Below are 19106 nucleotides of genomic sequence, written 5' to 3'. Positions count from 1 at the left end.
CCGATCCCCGTAAAGACGACCCTCTCCACGACCCCGGCACGGATCCGCCCCCGAAACCCAAAAAAGAAAGGGGGCGGGACCGGCCGCACCGCCGTCCCGCCCCTATCGCGCCGAGCGCCGAGCGCCGCGCCGAGGGCAACCACCCCCGAACCGTCCGCCGCCCCCTCAGTCCATCCGCCGCGCCGCACCGAGCAGACCGGTCTCCGCGTCCGTCGGCTGCGTCATCACGAACTGGTGGCTGTCGCGGGTGCACCACAGCATGGCGTTGTCGCTGAGCGTCGGCAGCACGCCGCCGATCTGCCGCGGCAGCCGCATCACGCGCGTGACCACCTCGGCCTCCTCGGGGGACAGCCGCTGGAGCCCGACGAGGTCGGCGCGGGCCATCATCTGCGGGGAGCGCGGGCCGAGGAACGGCAGCACCGTCAGGACGGACTGCCAGGGGCTGGGCGCGAGCTGGTTGCGCGGCGGGCGGGCGCCCATGTCGCGTACCACCAGGACCGGGCTGGACACCGTGGGGCCCTGCGGCGCGATCTGCCGGACGTCGTGGACCGAGACGCACTGCTGGCCGCCGCCCGCGGCCTGCGCCATCTGCGCCCAGGCCGGCGGCCGGGCGGTCTCGACGGCCACCCGGGCGCCGGTCGCCACCGTGCGCAGCGCCAGCACCTGCGCCATCCACATGCTGCCGACCAGCACCACTTCGAGCGGGGTGGGGCGCAGCAGGCTCAGTACGGCGGGCTGGTTCTGCGGGTCGACGCCGATGACGACGCCGTCGTCGCCGACCGGCAGGTCCAGGGAGGCCAGCGACTCCGCCGTCAGGACGTGCGGGTTGCGCCGGGGGCCGCGCAGGCCGAAGCCGGGCTGCGGCTTGGGGCCGGTGGGGGCGGTGCGCCGCTCGTCGGGGCGGGGCTGGTGCGAGGGCCGCCGACGGGTGGCGGCGGTGGGGCCGCCGGTGGGGTTGCGCCAGCCGGAACCGCTCTGGTCGGTGCGCGGCTGGTAGGTGGGCGTGGCCATCAGCGGGTACCTCCGAGGGGGAGCGTGGCCAGGAGGCCGGGCAGTTGCTCGCGGTCCAGCCGTACGAGGCCGACCTTCAGCGTGCCGGAGCGCCGCTCCAACTCCTGCTGGGCGGCGTCGAGTTCGCTCTCGCTGCGGGTCGACAGGCGGACGTAGCCGGAGATGGCGGGGGCCCGGCCGCTGCCGTGCGAGGCGGTCAGCGCGAAGGTGCTCGCCATGGCGCGGGTGCCGGTCAGCTCCTGGACGATGCCGGACAGCGGCGTGCCGCCCGTCCCGAGCTGCGGCCACCGGCCGATCCAGGAGGTGGTGTGCCAGCGGTCGTCGCAGCGCAGCGCGCGGGGCGTCTCCTGGGTGCGGCGGGCCGCCCGGCCGTCGCGCCCCATCGCGCCGCTGGCGGCGCGCGGGCTGACGCAGACCGCGGTGCCGATCGCGGCCACGACCTCGCGCTCGGCGAGCACCCGCGCGCGCACGCCGCGCGCCGAGAGCCGGCTCACGAGCTGGTCGGCGGCGCGCAGCAGCGATCGCTGGGCGCCCTCCATCCCGCCGCCGCGCGCTTCGATGGCCTCCGCGCACAGTTCGGGGTCGAGCTTGAGCGCGATCCACGTCAGCTGGAGCGCCGGGGTGCGGGTCTGCGCCTGCAACGGGGCGTACGAGCGGGCCGCGACGGCCTGCTCGGGAAGGTGCGGCGCGGGCGCGGGCTGGAGGTACTGCACGAACTGCACCGATTCGAGGTGGATGTCCTCGACGTCGAGCGCGGTGTGCAGCACGTCCAGCGGCAGCGCGCGCCCGCCGCCCTGCGGGCGCAGCGGTTCGTCCCGGGCGTCCACCTGCACCAGGGCGGTCAGGAAGGTGCCGTCCCCGACGAAGCCGATGGCCCGCTGCTCGGGGTCGGTGTACTCGTAGGTGCGCAGCGCGGGGTCGCACTCCACCACGGGGGCGAACGCCGGGTCCACGCCGGCCGTGGACGCCGAACCGCTGCGCTTGGCGCGGCCCTTCATCGCCCGCACGGTGACGATCCACTCCGGGAGCGGGATCCGCCGCCGTCGGCCCACCGCGAGGACGATCAGCACCACCGCCACCACGCCCGCGACGCCCAGGGCGATCGGGTTCTCCAGCGACCAGCCCACCAGGAGGAGCGCGGCGGCCAGTTCGACCAGGGCGAGCTGCTGGACCCGGACGCCACCGATGTTCCCGGCCTGGGCACGCAGCCGGGGGGCCACCGGTCCGGCGGTCGCGGACCGTTCCGCGGAATCGCGGCCATTTCCCGCATTGCCCGGTGCCATCCCGTTTGGGCCCCCGTTTTCCGCATAATGCGGTGCGGCGGAAGGCTGTTGCTGTTGTTGCCGCCCATTGCGGCGTCGAGCCCTGGTGGCGCTGGACATCCCCCGGCCTGCTCCTCTACTGGTGGTGTGGCCTCCGAGCGCCGTGACCGACGCCGAGACTGGTGTCGTGGAAGGTGGCACCCGTACGGTACGGGTCGATCGACACACGGCATAGTAGAGGGCGCTGCGGCGCGAGTGCCGGGTGCGGTCCACGATGGATCCGACAGGCGGGGAGAAATAGCGACAATGGCATCACGTCGGGACGAGCTGAATGCGTATTCGTTCGCGCGAAAGCGGACGACTGCCGCATTTCTGAAGCCGCTGCCGAACGGATCGATCGAAAGCGCTCCGCGACCGCTCAAGACCGTGCTGCCCAGCGTCCTTCTCGGCGTGGTGATCGTTGTCGGGTTCGGTGCCTGCGGTGTCCTCAAACCCGTCGCGCCGAAAGGCTGGGACAAGCCGGCGCAGAACGTCATCGTCGGCGACGAGTCCACCACGCGTTATGTCGTCCTCAACAGCAAGGACGAAAAGGGCCGGAACCAGAAACTGCTGCACCCCATCCTCAACCTCGCTTCGGCCAAGCTCCTTCTCGACCCGAAGAAGTTCAAGGTCGTAAAGGTCAAGGAATCGGAACTCGACGGAAAGATTCCGCACGGTCCGGCCATCGGAATTCCGTACGCCCCGGACCGTCTGCCCACCGCCAAAGAGGCCGAGGCGCCGAAGTACTGGGCCGTGTGCTCGCGCCCGGGGAGCGGCACCAACAGCAAGGCGCAGCAGGCCGTCTTCGTCCTCGGCGGCAAGGACAAGAAGCTCGTCGAGGACAAGGGCAGGCTCGACCTCCACCAGGCGCTCTACGTGCAGGACCCGCACGGCGAGAAGTACCTCGTGGACGAGAACGGTGTGGCCTTCACCTTCGACTCCAGCATGGGCGGGCGGATTCCGGTGCCGGCGCCTCAGAAGCAGCAGCTCGACGACATGCTGCGGCGCGTCGTCTTCCAGGACGCCCAGCCGCAGCAGGTCTCCGCGGAGTGGATGGAGACGCTCATCAAGAGCCCGGTGCCGATCGGGATGCCGGTGGTCCCGGACGCGGGCGGGCAGTCGAACGCTCCGGGCGTGCCCAAGGACGCCAACGTCATCGGCAGCATCCTGCAGGCCAACGAGTCCCAGGAGAAGTACGTCGTCCTCAAGGAAGGCGTACAGAAGGTGTCGAACTTCGTCGCCAAGCTGCTCATGGAAGGCCCGAACGCGCAGAAGGTGACGAGGAACAGCCAGAAGATGGAGCCGAAGCAGGTCGCCATCTCCAGCATCACGCCCATGCTCGACGGCGACGGCCGCGCCATCCAGTACTTCGGATCCGACCCGAAGACGAAGATGCCGCTGCCCTGGCCCCAGGAGGTCGTCGGCATGGCCAACGCCGACGCCACCCGGGGCGGTACGCACATCGGCGACGCGGCGAACGGCGCGAACGTCAGCTGCAGCGTCTACCACGGCACTTCCGTGGATTACGCGAACGGTGCCGGCAAGGCGCTCGGTTTCGACGGCGCCGTCCCGAAGATGTCGACCTGGGTCGGCAAGGATTACCCCGCGAAGATCGCCCCGGGCGCCACCTCGTACGTGACTCCGGGCAGTGGACTGCTGTACCAGCAGGTGAACGCGCTGGAGAAAACCGGAACGCTCTACCTCGTCACGGACACCGGTCTGCGCTACGCCGTTCCGCGCAACAATGACAGCGCCACGAAGGCGGGCAACGCGGAAAAGGAACAGAACCAGTCCCAGATCCACCTCGGATACGAGAACGTGCATCCGCCGACGGTCAGCAAGGCGTGGTCGGAGCTCCTGTCCGAAGGCCCGACGCTGGACGTGGCGAGCGCCAAGAAGCCGCAGACTTCCTGATCGGGTTCGCCGGGGCCTTCACGGTCCGCGCCATCTCCGTTCACGTCTTCTCCGCCCGCGCCTTCTTCACCCGTGCCGTCTTCACCCATGCCTTCTCCGGTCACGCCTTCTCCGGTCACGCCTTCTCCGTTGTGCGTCCGGCCCGTCCCGAGGTGATCCCGTTCGGGATTCCTCCCACCCCGATTCTCTTTTCTGGTCGAATAGCCCAATAAAGGCTTCTGTCCGATTCCGTTTCGCGAATCGGTGAAACACCGCTCCGAGGTGCGTAGTTGGCAATGTTGTGATCGCGTCACAACGTCCACCCCGCGGTTGGGCCGGACGTACAGAGTGGTTAAAGTGGCGGAAGGCTTCAACAGAAGACGCCTACCGTGCGGCGCCGTCACCGGCGCCCCGCGGATCAACGTACGAGTCTCATGGGGGACGTTGACTTATGGCTGGTCAGCAGTTCACAACCACTGAGGCGGAGATGGTCGCCTTCAGCGGCCGTATCGCCTCGGTCAACGAGTCGATTCAGGGGCAGATCAAGCGCCTGAACGGGGTCGTCGAAGGCATCACCTCGGGGTGGCGCGGCGCCGCCGCCACCTCGTACCACCAGCTCCAGACTCAGGTGAACGACGACGCCACGCGTCTGAACCAGTTGCTGAGCGAGATCAAGGAAGCGATCGACGCGACCACGAAGAACTACGTGGCCTCGGAGAACGAGCAGCAGCAGTCGATTTCGCAGATCTCCGCGCAGGCCTCGCCGTTCGGATGACCGGGCCGCGCCGCGTCACGCGGCGCACCGCCCCGCCGCGGCGCAGGGCCGACGGCCGGCCGGTCACCCGGCCCGCCGCACCGGCGGCCCGCCGCGGCGCGTGAATCGACCAGTCCTCACAACTCCCCGGGGAGATCACATGTCCGGCCAGATCCTCGTCAATTTCTCGACGATCTCGCAGGCCGCCGCCGACGTGCGCGGCACGGCCAACAACATCCGCAGCCAGCTCGACGAGCTGGAGGCAGGCGTCAAGAAGATCGCCGCCAGCTGGGAAGGTGCCGCGCAGGAGGGGTACCAGGCCCGCCAGCGCGAGTGGGACCAGCGCGCCGCGTCCCTCCACTCCACGCTGGAGGCCATCGCCAAGGCGCTGGACACCGCGGCGCAGAACTACCAGAGCACCGAGCAGAAGAACGCCGGCATCTGGGGCGGCTGATCCGTTCACCGCGGACGGCCCCGGCGCCGTCGGCCACCCCGGTACGCCCGGGTGAGACCGACGAAGCCGAAGCCGTCGGACGGACGGAGACGCACCACGGCTGAGCAGCCGCGAAGGCTCGCACAGTAGTGAATGAGGGCGAGCGCACCGGATCGACGCGCTCGCCCTCATTCCGTCGTTGTGCGCCCCTCCTCCTCGTGCGCTCCTCCTTTCCTTTTCCCTCTCTCCTTTCTCCTCCTCTCCCTCCCGCCCCCTCATCACTGGAGAGCAGACACCCGTGGGATCTCGCGCCAATGGTCACCGAGCCGGACACCGCCGACGCGTGGCGGTGGCGCTGGTCGGTGCCGCCAGCGCCGTCGGCCTGTCCTGCGCGTCCGCCGCGCCGGCGGTCGCGGACCCGAACGTGCCGCTCAACAGCGGCCAGTGCACCTTCGGCACCGACGACATCAAAGAGACCCCCTGGTCGCTCCAGCGCCTCCTGACCCGCCAGATGTGGGCGCACGGCATGGGCGAGGGCGTCCGGGTCGCCGTCATCGACACCGGCGTCGACGCGGGCAACCAGCAGATCAAGCCCGCCCTCGGCGCGGGCGGCAAGTCCTACGTCGGGGGCAAGCCCGACGACGACCAGGTCGGCCACGGCACGAAGGTCGCCGGCATCATCGCGGCCCGCCCCAAGCCCGGCTCCGGCTTCTTCGGCATCGCCCCCGGGGCGACGATCGTGCCGTACCAGCAGACGAACGAGGAAAAGGGCGGCACCGCCCCGGCCCTGGCCAAGGCCATCAACGACGCGGTCGCCGCCGGGGTCGACATCATCAACATCTCCCAGGGCACCAACGCGCCGGAGTCCAGCCTGATCACGCTCCGGCAGGCGGTCGACAACGCCGAGAAGAAGAACGTTCTGATCGTCGCCTCCGCGGGCAACGGCGGCGCCAGCGGCGAGGAACAGAACATGTACCCCGCCGCCTTCCGGAACTCCAACGTCATGGCCGTGGCCGCGTCCGACCGCAACAACGAACGCGCGCCCTTCTCCCAGGCCGGCTCCTTCGTCGACCTCGCCGCCCCCGGCGTGGACATGGTCTCCACGGTCCCCAACGGCGGCAACTGCGTCGACCAGGGCACCAGCTTCGCCGCCCCCTACGCCGCAGGCGCCGCCGCCCTGATCATCGGCCGGCACAAGGGCCCCGACAGGTGGAAGCCCCAGGAAGTCATCTGGCAGCTGGAGAAGACCGCCGACCGCGTCCGCAAGGACCGGGACCACAACATCGGCTGGGGCGTCATCGACCCCGTGGCGGCCCTGAAGGACGACACCAAGCCGACCGGCCCGCCCACACCGGACTCCGCCGCGGACAACGCCGTCAACACCGGCGCCAACATCCAGTCAGCGTCCCTCACCATCGGCGAAAGCCCCGAGGAACGCCGCACCCGCATCGCCATCTACATCCTCGGCGGCGGCGCCCTCGCCGTCGCCGCCGTCGCGGGCTCGTCCGTCGCCTTGCGCGACTGGCGGCGCAAGCACCACGCATAAGCTCACAAGAACACTCACGGGGAAGGCAGTAATGGGCAGCAGGGACGAGTATTACGTCGATCTCGAAGCACTGGACGAAGTAGGGCGCAAGCTCGGCGGTGTGCTCAAGGCCATGACGGAGGCCAAGGGAATGGCCGGCTACAGCACATATTTGCCGGCGGGTGCGCTCGGCAAGGGCTTCGGAGAGGAAGCGGAGCTGCGGCGGGCGCATGACGAGATGAAGTCGTACATGGAGGATTTCGTCCTCAAGCTGATCAGTGACCTCATTCAGGACCTCAGTGTGAAGACGGCCAAGGCCCGGGACGCCTACCACGATCGTGAATACGACGTCACCAACGCTCTGAATCCCGAAGGGAAGTAAGGATGACCAAGAAAGACGGGGGCTTTCACGCCGAGCACACCACCGACTTCTTCCGCTACGACATGGACGAACTCAAGGCCATGGTGGCGAACGCTGACCCGGGCGCGGTCCACGGCATCGCCATGGCGTGGAAGAAGATCAGTGAATGGCTGGTGGGCCCAAAGGGTGGAGGCGGCCTGAAGAAGGAGTTCGACGACGCGATCGACGAGGTTCTGGAGCACTGGGGCGGCAAGGCGGCACAAGGTTTCCGAGAGTACGCCAAGAAGATCAGCCAGAACATCGCGAATGCCGCTCCGTACGCAGACAACATGCAAGTGGTGATGGAGGGCGTGAGCAAGTCGCTAAGCGACTACAAGGAAAAAGTCGACGCCATGCAGAAGCCCACCGGCACCGAGAGCAACATGGACGCGGTAGGCAACTACGCGCTCAAGGTCGTCACCTTCGGGCAGAAGGGCGGACGTGACGACACCAAGGCGAACAACGAGCTGAGCAGCGGTAAATCCACCCAGGCGGTCCTTGACGGCAACTCCGGTGAGCTCTCCGAGGGCAAGGAACGCCAGCTTCAGACCGCCATCATTATGGAGCATCTGGGGGCGTCTTACCGGTCCAGCGCAGCCTCTATCGGCAAGCCACCGGTTGGGCAGGTCGGCGAGAGAGAAGTGCCGCCGCGCGATGACACGCTGCCTCCTCCTCCGTTCGTTCCCCTGCCCGACAGTGTCGTCAAGCCGCCCCGGAGCACCACTCCCAGTACGGTGGTGCCTTCGGGCAAGGGCCCCGGGTATAAGTCTCCTGGCGCAGTGGAAGCGCCACGTCAGCTTGGCATCTCAGGCGGTGTGGGCAGCACTCCGAAGACCTTGCGCCCGTCACAGCTCCCCAGCATCGGCACTGGGCTTGATGGCCTGCCGGGAACTCCCCCCGGTGGTGACCGGGTGACACCGACAATTCCGGGCGGTTCGCCTGGGGTTCCTGGCGTACCGGGTGGGGGCGGCAATTCCGGAGGTCAGCTGAGCCCTGGACAGACGAACCCGGGCGTCCCTGGCATGCCCGTTGGCAGGGTAGGGAGCGTCGGCGGGCTCGGCGCCGGCGGGCGGACAGCACGTCCGGGTATGCCCGGAGGTGCTGGAGGTGGCGCTGGGATTGGCCGGGTGGTCGGGGGTGCCGGCGCCATGGGCGGAGGCGCTCTCGGACGGAAGGCAGGCATCGCTGCGGGGAGCACCGTGGGAAGCCCGTCTGGTAGCGGGGCCCAGGGGGGTTCGGGCCTGCACCGGAGCCGAGGAGGCACACAAGCGGGCGAGGCTGCCGGTCAGCGCGCCACGGGTATGGCAGGGGCGCCGGGGGCGCATGGCGGCAAGGCCAAGGACAGGGGCCCCAATGGCGAGCGCCCCGACTACCTCGTGGAAGACGAGGAGACCTGGACGCCGGAGCGTAACGTTGCGCCGAAGGTCATTGAGTAGGAGCCGATCTGTCCAATGAGTGGCAGAGACGTGCTGGGGCCCGAGGCTTTGCTGGCTGAGGGCCCCGTCTTGCCAAGAGAGGGTGTGACGGCTTGAGCTTGACGCGGGCGCTTCGCACGACGGGTTGCGCGGTGGTGACGGGGGCGCTGTTCGTCGGTACCGCACCGGTCGCTTCGGCAGATCAGATCAGACAAGAACAGTGGGCGCTCGTTTCTCTGCAGGCAGAGAAAGTGTGGCAGGAGTCCACCGGCAAAGGCGTCACCGTTGCAGTGATCGACAGCGGGATCAACGGAAACCATCCTGATCTGCGCGGCAACGTGCTCCCCGGAAAAAATTTCTCCACCGGAGATCCGGCGGACCAGGAAACCAAGAATGACCACGGTACGGCGATTGCCTCTATTATCGCTGGACATGGTCATGGACCTGCTGGGTCTCTCGGGGTCAAGGGTCTGGCGCCCGACGCGAAAATACTGGCCATCAAAGACACTGACACGGACGGGAATTCTTACCGGGATGGTGTGGCTGGTCCACTTCGCTACGCGGTCGACCACGGAGCAAAAGTAGTCAACATGTCCTTCGCGGGCGTGGGCTCACTGCGTGATGATGAGAAAGAAGCCATTGCGTATGCTGCCAAGAAGGACGTGCTGCTGGTAGCAGGGGCCGGAAATAACGGATCGGCAAACCCCTATTATCCTGCTGCCGAACCCGGGGTTCTTGCTGTGGGAGCGGTCGACAAAAATGGAAAGGTATGGGAGCGATCTAATTATGGGCCGCACCTCCTCCTCAGCGCTCCCGGAGTGACGATTAGGTCCGCGGCGGCCAGTGAGTCGTACCAGCTAACACGCGGTACCTCCGATGCGACCGCTTTTGTGTCGGGTGCTGCGGCCCTTTTGCGCGCCAAGTTCCCTGAACTAACAGCCGGTCAGATCGCTAATCGACTTACGCGGACGGCGCGTATGCCGACAGGTGTATCGGGTAGTGACCTTCCCGATCCCTATTACGGTTACGGAGTGATCCGCCCGTACGAAGCATTGACTGACGACATCCCTGCAGGCTCCAAGAATGGCCCGCTGAAAGAGCCGGAAGCTCAGTCGGACGGGCAGGCGGCTAAGACGCAGGAGGAGAGGGAAAATCAGTGGGCGGCGGAGGACGCAGCGAGCGACACGAGCGCGGTCTTGGGCATCATCGGATTCAGCTGCGTCGTCTTGCTCGTCATCGGTGGGATCGTGCTGCTGGTGGTACGGCGTAAGAAGAAGCGGCGAGATGGTCCGCCGCCCGGGGGGCCCGGTGTTGGTGGGCCGGGTGGGCCTGGGTATTTTCCGCCGCAGCCGGGGCCATACCAGCAGTCCGGTCCTTATCAGCAGCAGCCGGGGCCTTATCAGCCGCCGGCTCCGCCGAACCGGCCGCCGACACAGTAGGCACCGTCGTTCGAGTAGGGGCGCATATTCTCGGTATCACTGTAGGTCGGGGATGCTGGGACTATGCGCCCTTTCGTGTTCCCGGCTGAGGCGCTGACCCGCTTTCCCCGCGAACACTTCTCCCGGTGGAAAGGGCGGGTCCTGCGATCCCTGGAAGTGCTACTCTCTCATGAAAAGTCTGTGAGATGTCAGGCCTGCGAAAATAATTCGGGTACTCTTCGAAAGGTGGCGGAAGATTGACCATTATTGGGCTTTTCGGCATTATTGTCGGCGTAGGGATCTTGGTGACGGTCCCCATCATCGTCGTTGCCATTCGGAGGCATAAGCGCCGTCATGTCCCACCGTTGGGCGGCGTTGGCAGTTATGTTGCCCCCCAGGGCTATGGCTATGGTTTTCCGTCACAGAATCCGATGCAGCAGTATCCGATGCACCAGCATGAGAATGGACCGACGGGTTATCAGCCTCCGAGTCCGCCTCAGCGCCCACCGGGCCAGTGAGGGCGTTTACGTGGATGCTCAGGCGGTGGCAGTCGTCTGAATGGAGGGCTTCTACGGCAAGTTGGCGCGCTCGTGCCCAGTGACCCGCGCCCAGTAACCCCATAGAGCGACACCAGCGGCCCCGCAGGCCATGACACCTTCGAGCGATTACCATTCCGGCCCATGGACGTACCCGCCGATCAGGCGCCCTCCGAAGAGCCACGTAACGGGCTGACGCCGCGTCAGGCGCGGCGGTTGCGGGTGGTGGTTGCCGCGGTCTTGATGGCTGTGGTGGGTGTGGTGCTCGTGGTGCGGTTGCTCAGTCGGACGTCGGTGTTGGTGGTCGGTGTGTATGGGGCCGCCTTGGTGCTGTGCGGGATTGTGATCGAGCTGAGTCGGCATGGGCGGACTCGGGTGGGGACGTGGTTGCTGGTGGGTGGGCTGGTGGCCGCGGTGGGGGCGGATTGGTTGTTGTTGCCCTGAGGGGCTGGTCGGCCGCGCCCCGTCTGGTGGGGTGGGCGCGGTCGATAGCCGGTGGAGAGGGACCCTGTCAGGGCGTCGGAGGACCGAATGTGCCTGGGGAGGGGGGCGAATCGGGTGTCGCGGGTGCGCCGCCGGCCGGGCGTGCGGCGGATGGCGGGTAGGCCGGGGGCGGGGGCACGGGGGCGCCTTGCGGCGGCATGGACGAGTTGCCGTACGGGCCGGGCATGGGCCCCTGGGGGCTGGGCGCCGTGTGGTGCGGGGTCGGCGTGCCTCCGTACGGAACTCCGCCGCCATAGGGACCGACCGGAGCCCCGTACGGCCCGGCCGCCGGACCGTTGCCGATTGGACCGGCCGCCGGACCGTTGCCGATTGGACCGGCCGCCGGACCGTTGCCGACCGGACCGGCCACCGGACCGTTGCCGACCGGAGCTCCGTACGGCCCGGTCCCCGCACCGTTGCCGTACGGACCAGTCGCACCACCGTTCGGCATTCCCACTGCTCCCATGGGCACCCCGGGACCCCGCATCCCCGGCACGCCCCATCCGGACGCCGGCAGCCCGGCCCCTACGGGTGGCATGCCCGGGGTGACCGGCTCGCCAGAGCGGCCCATCAGGATCAGTACCGCGATCGTCCCGAAGACCTCCACCAGCAACTGCACTCGATTGAGGAGTCCGGCGAACAGGGGCTCGCCTTCGGCGAGCGAGAAGTAGACCCCGTTGGAGAAGTACGAGCACAGGGCGACGCATGAGGCCGGCAGGACGATGAGGGCCAGGCCGAGGGCGAAGCCGCGGGCGGAGACCCGCCGGGTCAGGGAGAGCAGTGCCCCGACGGCGTACAGCGGGACGAACATCAGCAGGGACCAGCCCGGGGAGAGGCCCAGCAGCCTGGTCAAGGGCCCGTGGCCGGTGAAGACCGCGCCCAGGATGCTGCTGGACCGGAACTCCCACACCAGGGTGCCGATGCCGAGGACGGAGCAGAAGGAGAGGACGCCGAAGAGCAGGCCGCTCACCGTGCCTGCCGTCTTGGCCGGGCGCTGCGGCGCGTCCCCGTCCTGGCCGTTGGGGGTGATCGGTGCGCCCGGGGGCCCTGGCACCGGTGCCCCCGGGAATCCCGGCGTCGCCGCTGCCTTCGGCCAGCCGCGGAGTCCGGTGGGCAGCACGACGCAGGCGATCAAGGCCAGGAAGGTGATGAGGGTTGTCGACAGGAAGACGTTGCCCAGCGTCGGTTCGTCGGGTTGCGCCTGCGGCAGGAACCACTGGTCGTCGGACGTGTGACTGCCCGTACTGATCGTTGCCTGCAGACGCATGAAGAGCGTTGCGACGGTCGTCGCGGCGAGCAATCCGCCTGCCGAACGCCGGCCGGCGAACGCCGCCCACAACGCGGTGGCCTGAGCGATGGCCAGCCCCACGTCGTAGGGGCCGGTCACCGGGGCGGTGCCCGAACCCGGGCCGTTGATCCAGGTGCCCAGCACGGATCCGAGGCCGACCTCCACGACGTCGCGGCCGAGCCAGAACACGGTGTGCAGGAAGAAGAGCAGGCAGAACACCCCCGCGGTGATCCGCACCCCATTGTTCAGCAATCGAATTTGTGGCATTTTGATCCGTTCTCTTCTGCCTGCTCTCGCCGTGACAGGGAATCGGGCACCTTAGCAACCCGGGCGTTCGCGCTTTCCGTTGGCGGGTCGTGACGGGGCGTCGCCATGGGCCACGCGCGGGGCTATCGGCGGGGGCTGTTTCCGCCCCGGAGGTGGTGTGGTGAGGGCGTGAAGGGCGCCTTCGGGGCGCTGTTCCGAGCGGGGCGTTCCTGTTCTTCCGCTGCCTGGTCCTGTTCGCGCTGCCAGCGCGCGAACTGTTCGCGGGACGCCTTGCGTTCGTCGGGCGATTGGTCCTCCGCGGCGCGCTTGATCTGCCGGACGCGTTCATCGAGGGCGTCCATGTACGCGGGGGACCGCAGGGCGTCCTTCATGCCGAGTCGTCCGGAAAGTACTTCCTGGGCCATTTCCTGGAGTGCGGCGCCCGCTTTCGGGCTGTCCGCCAGGGTCAGCAGCGCTTTTCGCAGGCGGCGGGCCTGTTCGGGGTCGTGGGCGACGTCCATCAGGTCCTCGTCGCGGATCTGTCGCGCGTCGTTCATGTTCGTTCCCCATCGGAGCGTGACGGCCGGTGTGGTGATGGCGAGCGCCGTGTCGGCGACCTGAGTCTAATGACCTGTGCGAAACACGCACGAAACGCCTGCAAAACGCATACGCGCAGGGCGTCGCGGGCAGGGGAATATCGGCATTCCGGGATATTGGTCCGGATTATTCTCGCGCCTGTTCCTTGTTTTCGTTGTCGGTTCCGCATATTTCGGGGCCTGCGTGCTGCTGGAGTGCCGAGGGGGCAAGTCCGTTGCTCTGCGTGTGTGCTAGACCTGGGGGCCACTTACGGCAGTGGCGCCGCGCCGTCGAATTCGGCGCCGAACGGGGAGAGGGAATGTCCGACGAGGTCCGTATGCATATCGAGGAGTTGCGGGGACTCGGTGCGTCTTTCGAGACGTCCGCCGATGATCTCGGTCGGCGGCTCACCGCGTTTCGGAGGTGGACCGATGCCGAGGCGCTGAGCGCCGCATTCGGGTCGGCGGAGGCCGCCCGCCCGTACCGGGAACTGTACGAGGAGGCGGAACGCGCGCTCGTCCTGCTGCGGGAACGGCTCGCGGAGGTCGGCGACGGCATCAAGGAGACCGCGGCCCGGACCCAGGCGGCCGACGACGAGCTCGCGGAGACGATCCGGAGGGTGCGATGACGGCGCGGCGTGACCCGGAGGCCCTGAGCGGGGCGGCTGCCGCCTGGCATGACATGGGCGAGCACATGCGGGAACTCGTACGGGACCTCGACCGGCGGGTCGGCACGGCGGCCGGCGACTGGCACGGGCCGTCCGGCGAGGCGTTCACGGCGGACTGGCACCGGCTGAAGGACGCGGTCGAGGCGTCGCTCCCTGTCTTCACGCAGACCGCGGCCGAGTTGGAGAGCGCCGCGGACAGAAGCGCGGACCAGAACGGGGACGGGGACGAGCCCGCACGGGCGGCCGACTCGTCCTCCGGTGACGCGCAAGGCGCAGGGCAGCAGACCGCGTACGGCCTGATGGCGCTGGGGCAGATGGCCTCGTCCCTGGGCGGCGTGTTCGGCGGACGGCGGGGCGCGGGCCGGGGGCAGGGGCAGCGTCCCCCGCTGCGTGCCCAGTGGCCAGGCTCGGACGCGCCCCAGGGGCCGGACCCCTTCGGCCCACCGGAAGCCGCTACCCGACGCGGCGGAGCGGGCGTCGCGAAAGGGGTGCGGACGGGAGAAGGGACGCGGACCGGAGAAGGGGCACGGACGCGTACGGGGGAGGAGACACGTACGGACGAGGGCGAGTCAGCACGTAAGGGCGAGGCCGACACACAGCCCCCGCCCGCCCCATCAGCCCTGTCCGCACCACCAGCCCTGCCCACAACCGACTCGCCAGCCCCGCCCACAACCGACTCCCCGGCACAAGCCACCCCCGACTCACTCACCGAACCCCCCACCGGCTCCCTCGTAGAGGCCCAGCCCACCCCCGACACCCCCGCCCCCCGGAACGCCGACCGCCCCGACACCCCCCGCCACGGCGCCTTCGGCTGACCCCGCCCGACCGCCACGCCCCCCGACAAAGCCCACGGCCCCCCACAAACCCCCCACAAACCCCGCACACACCGAAGCGCCGCCCCCGGACCCCCGGGAGCGGCGCTTCGTCCTTCACAACCTGCTACAGGGCCTCACGGCCGGCCCCCGTCACCGCCCATTGGCCGGCAACCATCCCGTCTGCACCAGCTGAGCCCCCCGCTTGCGCGTGATGAAGTGCGCGCGTCCCGGGGTCAGGCTGGTGGCCTTGACGTTGCCCATCAGCGGGCCCTCGCTCGGGTCACCCGAAAGGATGAGGCCCTGGGCGCCCAGTTCCTTGGTGCGCTGCATGACCGGCTCGAAGGAGGAGCGGCCGGCGCCCGAGGAGCTGCGCGCCAGGATGAGGCGCAGGCCCAGGTCACGGGCGAAGGGCAGGTACTCCAGGAGCGGCTGGAGCGGGTTGCCGCTGCTGGTGGCCACGAGGTCGTAGTCGTCAACGATGACGAACGCGTCCGGCAGGTCGTACCAGCTGCGGTTGCGCAGCTGCTCCGGCGTGACGTCGGGGCCGGGCATCCGGCGGCCCAGGGATCCGGCCAGGCCGGTGATGACTTCCTGGAGCTGCGGTCCGGCGGCGCAGTACTTGTACAGGTGGCTGTCGGGGATCTCGCCGAGCAGCGCGCGCCGGTAGTCGGCGACGACCATGAGGGCCTTCTCCGAGGTGTAGCGCTCGGAGATCTGCTTGGCGATCAGGCGCAGCAGCGAGGACTTGCCGGATTCGCTCTCGCCGTAGATCACCAGCAGCGGGTCGGTCTCGAAGTCGATGAACGCCGGGGAGAGCGTCGTCTCGTCGACGCCGATCGCGATGCCGTGCTCCGGGTAGTCGTTGCCCTTGGGCAGTTCGTTGACGTGGAGCATGGTCGGCAGCATTCGGACGCGCGGGGCGGGCTCGCCCTGCCAGTGCTCGTTGACGGTGGCGACCAGGTGGGCCATGCCGTCGGAGAGCGTCTCCGGGTCGCCGACGCCGTCCAGGCGCGGCAGCGCGGCCAGGAAGTCGAGCTTCTCGGGGGAGAGGCCGCGGCCGGGCTTGCCCATGGGGACGTTCTCCGCGCGCTTGCGGTCGAACTCGGACTCCATGGGGTCGCCGAGGCGCAGCTCGACGCGGTTGAGGAGCAGGTCGCGCAGTGCGGGGCGGACCTCGGTGTACCGGGAGGCGCCCAGGATCAGGTGGACGCCGAAGCCCAGGCCGCGGCTGGCGAGGTCGAGGATGACCGGGTCGAGCTGTTCGTAGTCGGTCTTGAAGGTGCCCCAGCCGTCGATGATGAGGAAGACGTCGCCCCACTTCTGGTCGGGGTAGGCGCCCGCCGCGCGGCGCTGGCGGTAGGTCCCCATCGAGTCGATGGAATGGGCGCGGAAGAACTCCTCGCGCTCGTTGAGGATGCCGACGACCTCGGCGACCGTCCGGCGCACCTTCTCGGCGTCCAGACGGGAGGCGACGCCGCCGACGTGCGCCAGGTTCTCCAGCGCGAGCATGCCGCCGCCACCGAAGTCGAGGCAGTAGAACTGCACCTCGGCGGGGGTGTGGGTGAGCGCGAAGGAGGTGATGGCGGTCCGGATGAGGGTGGACTTGCCGGACTGCGGGCCACCGACGAACAGGCCGTGACCGGCGCCGGCGGAGAAGTCCAGGTACATCACGTCGCGCCGCTGCTCGAACGGCTTGTCGACCAGCGCGACCGGCACCACGAGCTTGCCGAGCGCCGTGTACTCCGCGGCGTGCACGCCCCGCTCGGGGGTGACGGTGAGCGCCGGGAGGAGCTGGTTGACGGCGGAGGGCTCGTTCAGCGGCGGCAGCCACACCTGGTGGGCCGGCGGGCCCTGGCCCTGCATCCGCTGGACGATGACGTCCAGGACGGTGTCGGCCAGCGCGTCGTCCTGAAGGGGCGCGATCGGCTCCTCCGGGAGGGCCTCCTCGACGATCTGCTGGAGGACGGGCGCCGCGGTGAACGGCACCGGGCGGCGGTGTGTCCGCCGGCCGCCCCCGCCGCCGTTCGCGCCCGGCCCGCGGTAGGGGCCGGACACGTACGCGGCCTTGAACTGCACCATCGTCTCGGTGTCGTACTTGAGGATGCCGGAGCCGGGGAGGTTGGGCAGGTGGTAGGCGTCCGGCACGCCGATGGCGGTCCGGGACTCGGCCGCCGAGAACGTGCGCAGACCCAGCCGGTAGGACAGGAAGGTGTCCAGGCCGCGCAGCTTGCCCTCTTCCAGGCGCTGCGAGGCGAGCAGCATGTGCACACCCATCGAACGGCCGATGCGGCCGATCTGGATGAACATGTCGATGAAGTCGGGCTTGGCGGTCAGCAGCTCGCTGAACTCGTCGAGCACCATGACGAGGGACGGCAGCGGGTCCAGCGGGGCGCCGGCCGCGCGGGCCTTCTCGTAGTCGGTGATGTTGGCGTAGTTGCCCGCCGAGCGCAGCAGCTCCTGACGGCGCTGGAGCTCACCGGTGATCGCGTCGCGCATGCGGTCGATCAGGCTGACGTCGTCGGCGAGGTTGGTGATGACGGCGGCGACGTGCGGCATGTCGGCCATGCCGGCGAAGGTGGCGCCACCCTTGAAGTCGGCGAGGATGAAGTTCAGGGTCTCGGAGGAGTGCGTGACCGCGAGCGCCAGCACCAGCGTGCGCAGCACCTCCGACTTGCCCGAACCGGTCGCGCCGACGCACAGGCCGTGCGGGCCCATGCCCTCCTGCGACGCCTCCTTGAGGTCGAGCATGACGGGCTGGCCGTCCTTGTCGACGCCGATGGGCACCCGCAGCCGCTCGTGCAGCGTGCGCGGGCGCCAGGTGCGGGAGACGTCGACGGAGCCGGCGTCGCCGATGTTCATCAGGTCGGTGAAGTCCAGGTTGGACAGCAGCGGCTCCTCGCCGTCGGCGCCCGAACCGGCGCGCAGCGGCGCGAGCTGACGGGCCAGCGCCTCGGCCTCGGCGACCGACAGCGTGTCGCAGACGCCGTTGTAGACGGCGCCGCCCGCGGCCTCCAGCACCAGCTTGCCGGGCCACACCTGGACGGCGAGGCCGCCGCGGATCTCGTCCAGGTCGCCGGGGACGATCTCCAGGATGGTGACGCCCTGCAGGCCCTCGGCCCCGGCGATCACCGAGTCCATCGGCACCTCGCCGGCGTCCAGCACGATCACGACGTGCGGGGTGTCGGCGACCGGCGTGCCCTGCGGGTTGAAGCGCCCGCGGCCCTCCAGCTCCTCGGCGAGCAGTTCCTCGATCTCGCCGAGGTCGCCGACGATCAGGCGGCGGGTGCCGGCGCCGTCCAGCGTCCGGTGCTGGACGTGCGGCAGCCACTTGGTCCACTCCCACTCGGCCTGCGCGCCGGGCGCCGCGACCACGGCCACCACCAGGTCCTCGGGGGAGTGCAGGGTGGCGAGCTGCGCGACGATGGAGCGCGCCGAGCCGTAGACCGTGTCGGGGTCGCCGGAGATCGTCAGGTGGTAGAAGGCGCGCAGCGAGACGGCCAGCGGCAGGTTGTCGAGGTGGCCGTGCTTGTCCAGGAATTCCTTCATCGCGTGGGCGGTGAGGGGTTCCAGTTCGTCGATCGGCGCGGTTTCCGGCGCTTTCAGGGGTGTGGAGAGTTGCTGCGGTCCGAGCCCCATACGGACCTGCGCGAAGTCGGCGTCGCCCGCCCGCCGTTCCCAGACCCGTTTGCCCTCGGCCACGATCGACCACAATTGGCCGGGATCGGGATGGATGAAGAGCTGGGCGTCGCGCTGTTTGCGTGCGGTCCGGCGGACTTCCTTACGCTTTTGCGTAAGGTATTTGAGGTAGTCCTGCCGTTCCTGAAGCATTTGCCCGGAAGGGCCTTGACGCGCTTTCACGATCTGCACGATCGCCATCGCGAGGGTGGACACCACCATCACACCGCCCATGATCTTCATGAACGGCTGCGTGGCCATGAAGAGAAATCCCGCCGACGACGCCATACCCATCATGGGCAGCAGGTTCATCAGCATGTTGTCCTCGGCCAGGCGAGGCAATTCCGGAGGAGCTTCGAGCATCAACTCCTCACTGGGAATCTCGGGTGGCAGCGCGCGGGGCGGGCGCTTGACGATGACGACGCTCACCGAGGCATCAGTCCTTCATGCTTCTCGCAGATTCGGACCGCCCCCGTTGGTTCGACGGTCCCCCGAGCCAAGTCCATGGCCCGACGCAGGCGTTGATCCTACTGTCAACCGTCAAGTCACGGGGTGGGTGGGGCGGGGCGCTCGCAGAGGGGTACGCTGACGCCCCGCAAGCGCGCCTCACTCCGTAAAACAACGGGCTATACGTGTCCGATTACGGGGGCATATCCGGGACCGCGACGAT

Annotated in this window: 15 protein-coding genes; 10 read left to right on the top strand and 5 right to left on the bottom strand. The window is 68.9% G+C overall.

Going from position 1 to position 19106, the window contains the following annotated elements; translation table 11 throughout:
* Positions 1–165 precede the first annotated feature (165 nt).
* Positions 166–1011, bottom strand: a complete 846-nt coding sequence (locus tag ABZX96_RS28690; protein ID WP_355549963.1) for a hypothetical protein — start codon at positions 1009–1011, stop codon at positions 166–168.
* On the bottom strand, positions 1011–2231 hold the full coding sequence (gene eccE, locus ABZX96_RS28685; RefSeq protein ID WP_355549961.1) for a type VII secretion protein EccE: 1221 nt from the start codon (positions 2229–2231) through the stop codon (positions 1011–1013). Before eccE ends, ABZX96_RS28690 begins: the two co-directional genes overlap by 1 nt.
* A gap of 348 nt (positions 2232–2579) precedes the next feature.
* Between eccE and ABZX96_RS28680 the strand changes: the two genes are divergently transcribed.
* The 8 genes from ABZX96_RS28680 (at position 2580) to ABZX96_RS28645 (ending at position 11130) form a co-directional block, all read left to right on the top strand.
* Positions 2580–4226, top strand: coding sequence for a type VII secretion protein EccB (locus ABZX96_RS28680; RefSeq protein ID WP_355549960.1), 1647 nt, complete (start codon positions 2580–2582; stop codon positions 4224–4226).
* A gap of 430 nt (positions 4227–4656) precedes the next feature.
* Positions 4657–4980 carry a WXG100 family type VII secretion target gene (locus ABZX96_RS28675; protein WP_355549958.1) on the top strand — a complete coding sequence of 108 codons (324 nt, stop codon included), beginning with the start codon at positions 4657–4659 and terminating at the stop codon, positions 4978–4980.
* A 139-nt stretch (positions 4981–5119) separates the two neighbouring features.
* Positions 5120–5413: a WXG100 family type VII secretion target gene (locus ABZX96_RS28670; RefSeq protein ID WP_355549956.1), complete on the top strand. Its 294-nt coding sequence runs from the start codon at positions 5120–5122 to the stop codon at positions 5411–5413.
* A 322-nt stretch (positions 5414–5735) separates the two neighbouring features.
* The gene (gene mycP / locus ABZX96_RS28665; protein WP_355549954.1) at positions 5736–6938 is read left to right on the top strand and encodes a type VII secretion-associated serine protease mycosin; all 1203 of its coding nucleotides are present in this window, start codon (positions 5736–5738) and stop codon (positions 6936–6938) included.
* A gap of 31 nt (positions 6939–6969) precedes the next feature.
* Complete coding sequence (locus ABZX96_RS28660) at positions 6970–7299, top strand: hypothetical protein (RefSeq protein WP_355549952.1); 330 nt, start codon at positions 6970–6972, stop codon at positions 7297–7299.
* A 2-nt stretch (positions 7300–7301) separates the two neighbouring features.
* Positions 7302–8753, top strand: a complete 1452-nt coding sequence (locus tag ABZX96_RS28655; protein ID WP_355549950.1) for a hypothetical protein — start codon at positions 7302–7304, stop codon at positions 8751–8753.
* A 92-nt stretch (positions 8754–8845) separates the two neighbouring features.
* Entirely contained in the window at positions 8846–10171 is a 1326-nt protein-coding gene (gene mycP / locus ABZX96_RS28650) for a type VII secretion-associated serine protease mycosin (protein ID WP_355549948.1), read from the top strand.
* A gap of 659 nt (positions 10172–10830) precedes the next feature.
* Positions 10831–11130, top strand: coding sequence for a hypothetical protein (locus tag ABZX96_RS28645; protein ID WP_355549946.1), 300 nt, complete (start codon positions 10831–10833; stop codon positions 11128–11130).
* A 67-nt stretch (positions 11131–11197) separates the two neighbouring features.
* Here ABZX96_RS28645 and ABZX96_RS28640 read toward each other — a convergent pair whose 3' ends face one another.
* A complete protein-coding gene (locus tag ABZX96_RS28640; RefSeq protein WP_355549944.1) occupies positions 11198–12724 on the bottom strand; it encodes a hypothetical protein in 1527 nt (508 codons plus the stop codon).
* A gap of 122 nt (positions 12725–12846) precedes the next feature.
* A complete protein-coding gene (locus tag ABZX96_RS28635; RefSeq protein ID WP_355549943.1) occupies positions 12847–13260 on the bottom strand; it encodes a hypothetical protein in 414 nt (137 codons plus the stop codon).
* Positions 13261–13598: 338 nt separating this feature from the next.
* Here ABZX96_RS28635 and ABZX96_RS28630 point away from each other — a divergent pair, with 338 nt between their 5' ends.
* A complete protein-coding gene (locus ABZX96_RS28630; protein WP_355549941.1) occupies positions 13599–13907 on the top strand; it encodes a hypothetical protein in 309 nt (102 codons plus the stop codon).
* The gene (locus ABZX96_RS28625) at positions 13904–14761 is read left to right on the top strand and encodes a WXG100 family type VII secretion target (protein WP_355549940.1); all 858 of its coding nucleotides are present in this window, start codon (positions 13904–13906) and stop codon (positions 14759–14761) included. Before ABZX96_RS28630 ends, ABZX96_RS28625 begins: the two co-directional genes overlap by 4 nt.
* 150 nt (positions 14762–14911) lie before the next feature.
* On the opposite strand, the gene eccCa is transcribed toward ABZX96_RS28625, so the two are convergent.
* Complete coding sequence (eccCa, locus tag ABZX96_RS28620) at positions 14912–18865, bottom strand: type VII secretion protein EccCa (protein ID WP_355549938.1); 3954 nt, start codon at positions 18863–18865, stop codon at positions 14912–14914.
* Positions 18866–19106 lie beyond the last annotated feature (241 nt).

The sequence above is a fragment of the Streptomyces sp. NPDC003077 genome, assembly GCF_040611095.1.
In the GTDB taxonomy this organism is placed as follows: Bacteria; Actinomycetota; Actinomycetes; order Streptomycetales; family Streptomycetaceae; genus Streptomyces.
This window is presented reverse-complemented; position numbering and strand designations above follow the sequence as displayed.